At 62.8% G+C, this 9006-nt stretch carries 3 protein-coding genes and 1 pseudogene; all 4 read left to right on the top strand.

Annotation, left to right across the window (positions count from 1 at the left end; translation table 11 throughout):
* The first annotated feature begins 931 nt into the window (after window positions 1-931).
* Window positions 932-2458 carry an N-acetylmuramoyl-L-alanine amidase gene (locus tag H7C19_RS29145; RefSeq protein ID WP_185672617.1) on the top strand — a complete coding sequence of 509 codons (1527 nt, stop codon included), beginning with the start codon at window positions 932-934 and terminating at the stop codon, window positions 2456-2458.
* 57 nt (window positions 2459-2515) lie between these two features.
* Window positions 2516-5233 (top strand): S-layer homology domain-containing protein, encoded by a 2718-nt coding sequence (locus H7C19_RS29140; RefSeq protein WP_185672616.1) that lies wholly within the window; start codon window positions 2516-2518, stop codon window positions 5231-5233.
* 545 nt (window positions 5234-5778) lie between these two features.
* A pseudogene (nth, locus tag H7C19_RS29135) lies at window positions 5779-6468 on the top strand (endonuclease III); the annotation flags it as partial.
* A 170-nt stretch (window positions 6469-6638) separates the two neighbouring features.
* The coding region (locus H7C19_RS29130; protein ID WP_185672615.1) for a dynamin family protein at window positions 6639-9006 on the top strand (2368 nt) is incomplete at its 3' end.

Raw genomic sequence — 9006 nt, 5'->3', positions numbered from 1 at the left:
CCTGCCGGACGGCCTTTTTTTTACGAAAATGGTCTTGGCCATTATCGCTTTCAGGGCTTACACACCTAATCATCGTAGGGAATATTCGTCTTCGGTTGGGCAAAGGTCGCCCGGAATTCATCGGCCGGGACCTGTCCGGTGTTACTCGCCGGTGGCGTTTGATGGTACTCGCTGATGGTGCTTGATGGTGGTGCTTGCTGGTGGTGCTTTCTCGTGGTGGCTGCTCCCCAATAAATTGTATTCATACAACTTATTTGGCTCCCAACGGCGGAGAAGAGGCATTTACTTGCAAACGTACAACTTATTCAGTAGAAAATCGAAAAATATTCAAAAAATGGCCGATTTAGTTGTACGTTTACAACTTATTGATCGATATGAAGGTCATACTGCGGAAAAAGTTGTACATTTACAACTGTTCGGTCGGCGTTGGAGGTCCGGAGGTCTGGAGGTGCGAAGGTCCGGAGGTCAGGAAGTCCGACAAATCTATGATGACGGAACTATAGGTGCTTAGAATGTCAGAATGTCCGCTTACCACCAAATATGAATCTGATAGGCCAAATAGATTTTATCGTTGCAGCTCNNTTTCATTATAGCCTGTGACCTGGAAGATGCGTGTTTTTTGCGCTTATGCGAATTGAATCGAGCGGCAGAGAGGGCGTGGCGAGAGGGAATCGCGCAACGATTCTCTTCGTTTCGAGCGCCCTCGATCCCGTCCGCGAAGTTCCGCGAGGCCTTCGAATTCCGAATCGGCAAAATTCGGGTTCGTGAGCCTTTTTTTCCTGTTTTTCTCGCAACTTTTGGTAGATTCGCGCGTCTAATTATCGTGGACATGCCCTGGGAGCGGCGTTCTCTCTCGCGAAGCGCCGATTTCCGCGGGGAGCTGGCGTTTTCATCGGGAACGGCACAAAATTATTCGACACCGAGGTGAAGCATGAAGTACTGGGTTTCTTTATTGTTCGTCGTCTCCATGCTGTTCATGACCGCGGGTCTCGCTTCCGCAGCGACTCCCGTACCCAAGTTGGTCCTGGACGGCAAGGAATTAGCGCCCGAGGAGCCGCCGGCGTTGATCAACAGCCGGGTCATGTTGCCGGTTCGCGTCGTCGGGGAGAACCTGGGGTACATAGTAGATTACGAGAAAACGAAGAAAGTCGTCACCGTCAAGAGCGGCAGCACGACCATCGTCATGACAGTGGGCAGCAAGACCGCGACGGTCGACGGCAAGAAGGTGGCGATCGAAGCGCCGCCCCTCTTGACGAAGTCGGGCCGGACGATGGTTCCGCTGCGCTTCATCAACGACAACTTCGGCGCGACCGTCTATTGGGACAACGCGGCCAAGACCGCCTTCATCTACAGCGCGAGCGGCGAAGGCAATCCGGGCGGCGGGGATAACGGCGGCGCGGGCAGCGGCGGCAACGGCGGCGGAACCGGCAACGGTGGCGGCACGGGCTCGGACGGCGGCGGGCTGATCGGCGTAGTCGATCCCGACGAGGGCGGCGGCGCGACGGACGGCGGCAGCGTGACGCCGCCGACGGATACGCCGGCCAGCGTCATCCACAGCGTACGCTTCGACGGCGACACGATCGTCTTGAAGTACGACGGCGCTGTCGCGCCGACCGCGAGCGTGCTGACCGGTCCGGATCGCATCGTGGTGGATCTGCCGGGGTCGGACTTCGCTTCGGACTTCGATCCGGCGCTTCCGGCCGATCCGGCGCTCGGCAAGACCGGCGAGCTTGCGGTGAGCGGACACGCCGCCTTGCAGAAGATCCGGTATTCGCTCTACGCGGATAAGCCGAAGACGCTGCGTTTCGTCTTGGACATGAGCCAGAAATGGAACTACGAGATCCAGAACGATACGGCCGCCGGCGAGGTGAAGATTCTCCTCAAGCAGCCGGATCAGCAGCAGCCGCAACCGGGCAACGGCACTTATACGGTCGTACTCGACGCCGGCCACGGCGGATCGGATCCCGGCGCGATCAGCGTCGGCGGCAAGTCGGAGAAGACGTTCAACCTGAGCGTCATTCTGAAGGTACAAGCGCTGCTGGCGGGCGATCCGCGGCTGAACATCGTCCTGACGCGTTCCGGGGATACGTTCCCGTCGCTCTCGGACCGCTACAACCTGGCGAACTCGATCGGCGCGAACCTGTTCCTGTCGGTTCACGCCAACAGCAACCCGAAGAACACGATCAAGGGAACGGAAGTGTACTACTCCCGTGACGCGAGCCTCGCGTTCGCCAACGTCGTGCACCAATACGCGACGACGGCAGGAGGCCTGCAGGACCGCGGCGTCTTGAAGAAGAGCCTCGCGGTTACGCGCGAGACGGTCATGCCCGCCGTGCTGTTCGAAGCCGGATATCTGTCCAACTCGGACGAAGAGAAGGTTCTCTTCACCGAAGACTTCCAGAACCGGGTGGCGGCAGGGTTGGCCCAAGCGGTCAAAGCCTATTTGAATTTGACGTAACGCCGCGGGCATAGTCTTCGCCCGCGCGGACAAACGAACCCAAGGAGAGAAGAGACGATGTCGTTGAAGTCGCGGGGCAAAGTTTGGGTTGGACTCATCATGATTTTAACGCTCGTATGGACGGGAGCCGGCTGGCCGGCTCCTTCGGCGTCGGCGGCTGCCAAGACGCCTTTCAGCGACGTGACGGCCGGCCATTGGGCCGAGAAGCATATCGCCAAGCTGGCGCTGCAAGGCCTGGTTCTGGGCGACAAGGGCAAGTTTAACCCGACCGGCGTCTTGAGCCGCGAAGACGCGGTCATCATCGCGATCCGCTTTATGGGCCTCGAAGAAGAAGCCAAAGCGAGCGGCGCGTCCGCTTTCCCGAGCACCTTCTACGTGGACGATTACGCAAAGCCTTACGTCAACTACGCGATCAAGCAGAAGCTGTTGACGAGCGAACAGTTCGCTCTGGCGGAGAAGGAAACGACGGTCAAGTGGGGCAAGGCGCCCGCAACCCGCGAATGGATCTCCCGCCTGCTGGTCCGCGCGATCGGCAAGGAAGCCGACGCCGTCGCTTCCGGCGGCAAGGCGACGACGTTCGCCGACAACGCCGCGATCGACAGCACCCTGCTCGGCTACGTCAACGTGGCGGTAGCCGAAGGGCTCGTCAAAGGCGTGGACGGCAACAAGTTCGATCCGAAGGCGAGCGTGAACCGCGCGACGATCGCGACGCTGTTCAGTCGCGCGGAGTCCAAAGTGCAGGTGGCCTATCCGGGCCAGGCTTCGGGCATGGTCCTGACCGTCGCGCCGGACAAAGTGTCGCTGCTCCACTCGGACGGCACGACGACGGCTTACGCGATTACGGACAGCACGCTCTTCTCGAACAGCGACTCCGAGTCGCTGACGGGAGCCGAGAGCTTGAAACTGTACGGTACAGCCATCGTGATCGGCAACAGCAACGGCTCGGCCGCCTATATCGAGCAGACGGACAACACGGCCAAAGCCAAGACGATCCAAGGCAAGGTTATCGTCGTCAGCACGAGCAAGCACGAGATCAAGCTGCTCGAAGGCGAAGAAGTGAACGACTACGCGTACGACGCGGCCAATCTGCCTAGCGTCACCGACGCGGAGAACAACAAGATCGCGCTGGCGGACATTCCGGCAAACTCGGAAGTCTCCTTGCTGGTCGACACTTATCGCAGCGCCGGCAAGGTGCTGGCCGTGAAGCTGAAGCAATCCGCGGTCACGAAGAACGGCCAGGGCACGGTTACGGCGGTCGACTTGACCAGCCGTACGCTGCAGGTGAAGGACGCCGCGACTGGCGTAACGGAATCCCGCGTCGTATCGGGCACCGCTACGATCCAATTGAGCGACGGTAGCTACGCGAAGCTGGACGCGGTCAAAGTCGGGGATACGGTCTCCTATGCGATCGTGAACGGCTCCGTCACGACGCTGACCGTCAGCAAGTCCGCGACGGCCGGCACGATCGAAGGCACCCTCTTCAAGGTCGATACCGCCGCGCAGACCGTCCAATACACGACGAGCGCGAATCCGAACAAGATCACCGGTCTCGTCTATCAGACGAACGTCGCGGTCAAAGTCGGCGGCGTGAAAGACGCCACGCTGGCGGACCTCCTCACCGGCGATCCGCTCGTGCTCACGCTGGACGGCGAAGGCAAGGTCGCGACGATCGAAGTCGCGAGCCGATCGGTCCAATACGCCAACGGCTCGGTAATCTCTTCGTATGACAACGACGCCAAGGTACTGGTCGTGAAGGACGCCTACGGCAATCCGAAGGTATTCACCCTGGGCACGAACGTGCGCTACGACCTGAACGGCACGCGCATCACGCTCGAAGCGGCGTACCCGCAGCTCTACAAAGGCAAGAAGGTAGACATCGCCTACTCCGGTTCGAACGTCGTATCGTTGTCCTTCGTCGCCAGATATTCCGGCACGGTCTACGAGAACAATACATCGAGCCGCATTCTGCGCGTCCAACTCGACAACGGCACGATCGTGAACCTGCCGTACGTCAATCCGACCGTCGAGATCTACGGCGCCGGCTACAAGACGTATTCCGACGTCGCCGTCGGCAGCAAAGTGACGGTCCTGCTGAACGCGACCCAGGATCAAGCGGCCACGATCCAAGTGACGCGCACGATTCAGGCCGAAGTTACCGCGGTCGACGCGGCTTCGGGCAAGCTCAGCATCAAGCGCAGCGAAGGCTACGCGGACGAGTGGGTACTCGGCTCCGGCGTCTCGCTGAAGGACGAGGACAACAACAACGTCACGCTGAGCAAGTACACGTCAGGCACGCTGATCAATGTCACGTTCCAAGGCAATACGCCGGTCGCGGTCAAGAGCGTCTCGGTCGTCTTCGGCCGCGTGACCGCCATTGACACTTACGGCGCGGCGCTCGAGGTTCAATCGGGCGCAGGTACGCCGGTCCGCATTCCGGTCGGCGCCAACGCCGCCGTCGTCAAGACGGGCACGACGTATACGTCGCTCGCGACCGTTCAACGTGACGACCGCGTCGAGATCCGCAAGGACGAGAACGACCGGAACGTGATCACCATCATCCCGTCGACGCGCCGCTTCTTCGGGTATGCGGATGCGACGACGAACACGCTGTACTATAAGCTGGATTCGTCCACACAGGATTCCTATGTGACGCTGTCTCCGAAGTTGTACCTGCACAAGGACACGGCGATCATCCCGCTGTCGGAGCTCCGTGCCGACGACGTGATTACCGTATACGTCCTGCGCGGCAAAGCGGTGGAGATCGTGAAGCAATAAACGCATATGGCGTACAAAGGGTTGAGCAGACGATCGGTCTGCTCGACCCTTTTTTCGTCGTGGGACGGCGGTCGCGATACTAGGGGAGTAAGGAGCGAGCTCTGCGCTAGGATGGCGCAAACTTGAAGTCGCGGCCTGCGGCTTCCGTCAAGGGGAAGCGCCGTCCGGGATCGATCCGGCGAAACGGGGCTTGCGACGGAGGCGCAATCGTTCCATGTCATGACGTATAAGGAGAGAACGCATATAAGGAAGGGACGCCGTTCCTCTTCTCGGCACCTCGACCCGGAATCGCAGATCCGGGAGGAAGCGAATAAGGTGAAGGGAGGCTGCCCCTCAAGGGGACGACAGGCGTCGATGCTTGTCGGTGCCGCGAACTTCCGTTAAACTATAATGATGAAAATAATAGGATTCTTTCTGGATCATGCAGGATGTATAAGCTTCATGCCTATCCATTTCCGTATGACCGACGATAAAAACGTGTTGCCCGCTTCCGAAAAGACGGCAAACCCGTTTTTACTTGGAGCAAAGAGAAGGAGTTAGCCGCGATGAACGCCACGAAGATGAGACACATCTTGGACACGATCGCCGACATGTTCCCGGACGCGCACTGCGAATTGAATCACCGCAATCCGTTCGAGCTCACGATTGCCGTGCTGCTGTCCGCGCAGTGTACCGACGAGACGGTCAACAAGGTGACGGCGACGCTGTTCGAGAAGTACCGCAGCCCGCACGATTACTTGAACGTTCCCTTGGAGGAACTGGAGAACGATATCCGCCGGATCGGCTTGTTCCGCAACAAAGCCGCCAATATCCAGAAGCTGTGCCGCATCCTGATCGACCGCTACGACGGCGAAGTGCCGCGGGAGCACGCGGCGCTGACGGAACTGCCGGGCGTCGGCCGGAAGACGGCGAACGTCGTCGTCTCCAACGCCTTCGACGTGCCGGCGATCGCAGTCGATACGCACGTGGAGCGCGTATCGAAGCGTCTCGGCGTCGCGAAGCCGGACGACAGCGTGCTCGAAGTCGAGAAACGGCTGATGAAGCTGGTGCCGCGCGAGGAGTGGACGATCACGCACCATCGGCTCATCTTCTTCGGCCGCTACCACTGCAAGGCGCAGGGGCCGAAGTGCGAGATTTGCCCGCTGCTGGACGTCTGTCCGGAAGGCAAGAAACGGATGAAGGCCGCCGTGCGGCAAAGCGAACGCGAGCAGCTGGAGAAAGCCAAGACGAAGAAGGTTGGACCCGCCAAGGCGAATGCCGGCAAAGCCGGAAACGCGAAGCCGACGCCGGCTAAGGCCAAAGCGGGGAAAGCCCTGGGCGGAGCGAAGGCTCCCGGGTCGGCCGAAGCCGAACGGACGAATGTACGGCATGACGATGCGGCGAGGGCGCAAGGAGGCGAGAACGCATGAAGACATCGGATATCGGGATCGCTCCCCTCGAACAAGCCGAAGCCGCGAAGCGGTACGCGGAAGCGCTCCGCCGTATGGCGTCGCAGGCGGCGCAGGCCGGAGACGCGACGCAAGCGGGCAAATTCGAAGAGCTTGCGGAAAAGCTGGAGGCAGGCGTACTGACGATCGCGTTCTGCGGACATTTCTCGGCGGGCAAGTCCACGCTGGTGAACGCGCTCTGCGGCGAGCGGCTGCTGCCTTCCTCGCCGATCCCGACGAGCGCGAACGTCGTGACGATTCGCAACGGCAAGCCGGGCGCGCATGTCGTCTTCCGGGGCGCCGACGGCTCCGTAAAGGAGACGCCGGATCTGCCCGTGGAGCAGTTGTCCGCCTTCGCGGTAGACGGCGAAGGGGTCGCGGCGATAGACGTGTCGTACCCGGTGCCCCTGCTGGGCGACCGAATGGCGCTCGTGGACACGCCAGGGGTCGACTCGACGGACGGCGCCCATCGCGCGGCGACGGAGTCGGCGCTGCATCTGGCCGACGTCGTCTTCTATGTGACGGATTACAACCACGTGCTGTCCGAAGTGAACTTCCGCTTCCTCCGCACGCTCCATCAATGGGGCAAGCCGACCTACGTCATCGTGAATCAGGTCGACAAGCACCGGGAGAGCGAGGTGTCGTTCGCCGCCTTCCGGGAAGGGATCCGCACCGCCATGCAAGCTTGGCGGATCGAACCCGCGGGCCTGCTGTTCCTCTCGCTCCGCGAGCCCGGCCATCCGCTGTCGCAGCAGGGCGAGCTGGTGCGGATCATGGAGGCGCTCAAGCCTCTGACCGAACCGCTCATGCTGCACAGCGCGGCGCGATCCGCACGGTATCTGGCCGAGGAGCACCGCGCCTGCTTGCGGCAGACGAACGCGGAGGCGCGCGAAGGGCTGCTCGCGGAACTGGGCGGCGGAGAAGCGCTCGCGGCGCTGGAGCGGAAGCGGGCGGAGCTGGAGCAGGCGATCGCCGCGGTCGAGTCGGCCGGGGAACGCGACATGGCGCGTTGGAAAGAAGAAGTGGACCGTTTGCTCGGGAATGCGAACCTGACGCCCGCGGAGACCCGGGAGAAGGCGCGGGAGATGCTGGAGAGCCTGCAGCCGGGCTTCAAGGTCGGATGGCTGGGGAGCGGCGCCAAGACCGAGACGGAGCGGGAGCGGCGCCTGGAGGCGCTGGCAGCCGACTTCAATGCCCAAGCCGCCGCCAATCTGCACAATCACGTGCGCGATCTGCTGCGGAGAGAGGCCAAGGCGGCCGGCTGGGAAGGCGCCGAACGCGAGGCGGAGCTGGAGCGGTCGTTCCCGGCGGCCGATACGGCCTGGTTGAAGGCCCGGGTGAAGCCGGGCGCGGGCGCGGACGGTCAAGCGACGCTGAACTACGCCGCCGAGACGAGCGCCGAATGGAAAGCGCAGGTCCGCAAGGCGGCATTGCGTTTGCTGGGCGAGCTGGACGGGCGGAAAAGTCCGGCGCGGGCGGCCGAAGCGGCGTCGCTGCATGACGAGCTTGCCCGGCTCGGCGGGCAGGAAGCCGTCGCCGCCCGGCTGCGCGACATGGACGCGGCGGAGCGCGCGGCGGAAGCCGCCTTGCTGGCGCTGCTGCCGGGCGAAGACGAAGCGTCGGCGATCGCGCTGCCGTCGCCGCATCCGGTGCAGGCGGCTGCCGCCGCAGCGGAGAGGGGCGCCCGCGCGGACGCCCGGCCCGCCGAGCCGTCGGCGATCAGCCGCCTGGCGGACGTCGCGGCGTCTTCGGCCGCAGCTAGCGCCAGCGACGTCTCGCCCATCGGCGCGCCGACCGGCGCGGCCGAGCTGCTGGCGCAAGCGGAAGCGCTGATCCGTCCGATACCGCAGTTGCGCAAGCAGGCGGACAGTCTCGCCGCGAAGGCGGAGCAGCTCCGGCAGAGCCGCTTCACGATCGCGCTGTTCGGCGCGTTCAGCGCCGGCAAGTCGTCGTTCGCGAACGCGCTCGTCGGTCTGCCCGCGCTGCCGGTGTCGCCGAATCCGACGACCGCGACGATCAACCGGATCGTCGCTCCGACGGCGGACGCCCCGCATGGCAGTGCCATGATCGCGATGAAGACGCCGGAAGCGATGCGCGAAGACTTGGCGCATTCGCTCGAGCGGCTGGGCGTCGATCCGGCTGCCGTCCGCGGCGCCGCGGACGACGCGGCCGCCCTGCTCGCGCTCTCGAAGCGCATGACGCCGGACGATATCCACCCGCGCGGACGGCCGCACCTGGCGTTCCTGCGCGCGGCCGCCGGCGGCTGGGCGCGGTACGGCGAGAAGCTCGGCACGCACTTCCTGGCGGGCGAGGCGGAGTACCGGCGCTACGTCGCCGAGGAAGAGG

Origin of the sequence: Cohnella nanjingensis (assembly GCF_014212125.1) — a bacterium.
In the GTDB taxonomy this organism is placed as follows: domain Bacteria; phylum Bacillota; class Bacilli; order Paenibacillales; family Paenibacillaceae; genus Cohnella; species Cohnella nanjingensis.
This window is presented reverse-complemented; position numbering and strand designations above follow the sequence as displayed.

Bases quoted from the DNA above. Each gene is read 5' to 3' on its own strand.
- H7C19_RS29145 (WP_185672617.1), top strand. From the start codon at position 932: ATGAAGTACTGGGTTTCTTTATTGTTCGTCGTCTCCATGCTGTTCATG.
- H7C19_RS29140 (WP_185672616.1), top strand. From the start codon at position 2,516: ATGTCGTTGAAGTCGCGGGGCAAAGTTTGGGTTGGACTCATCATGATT.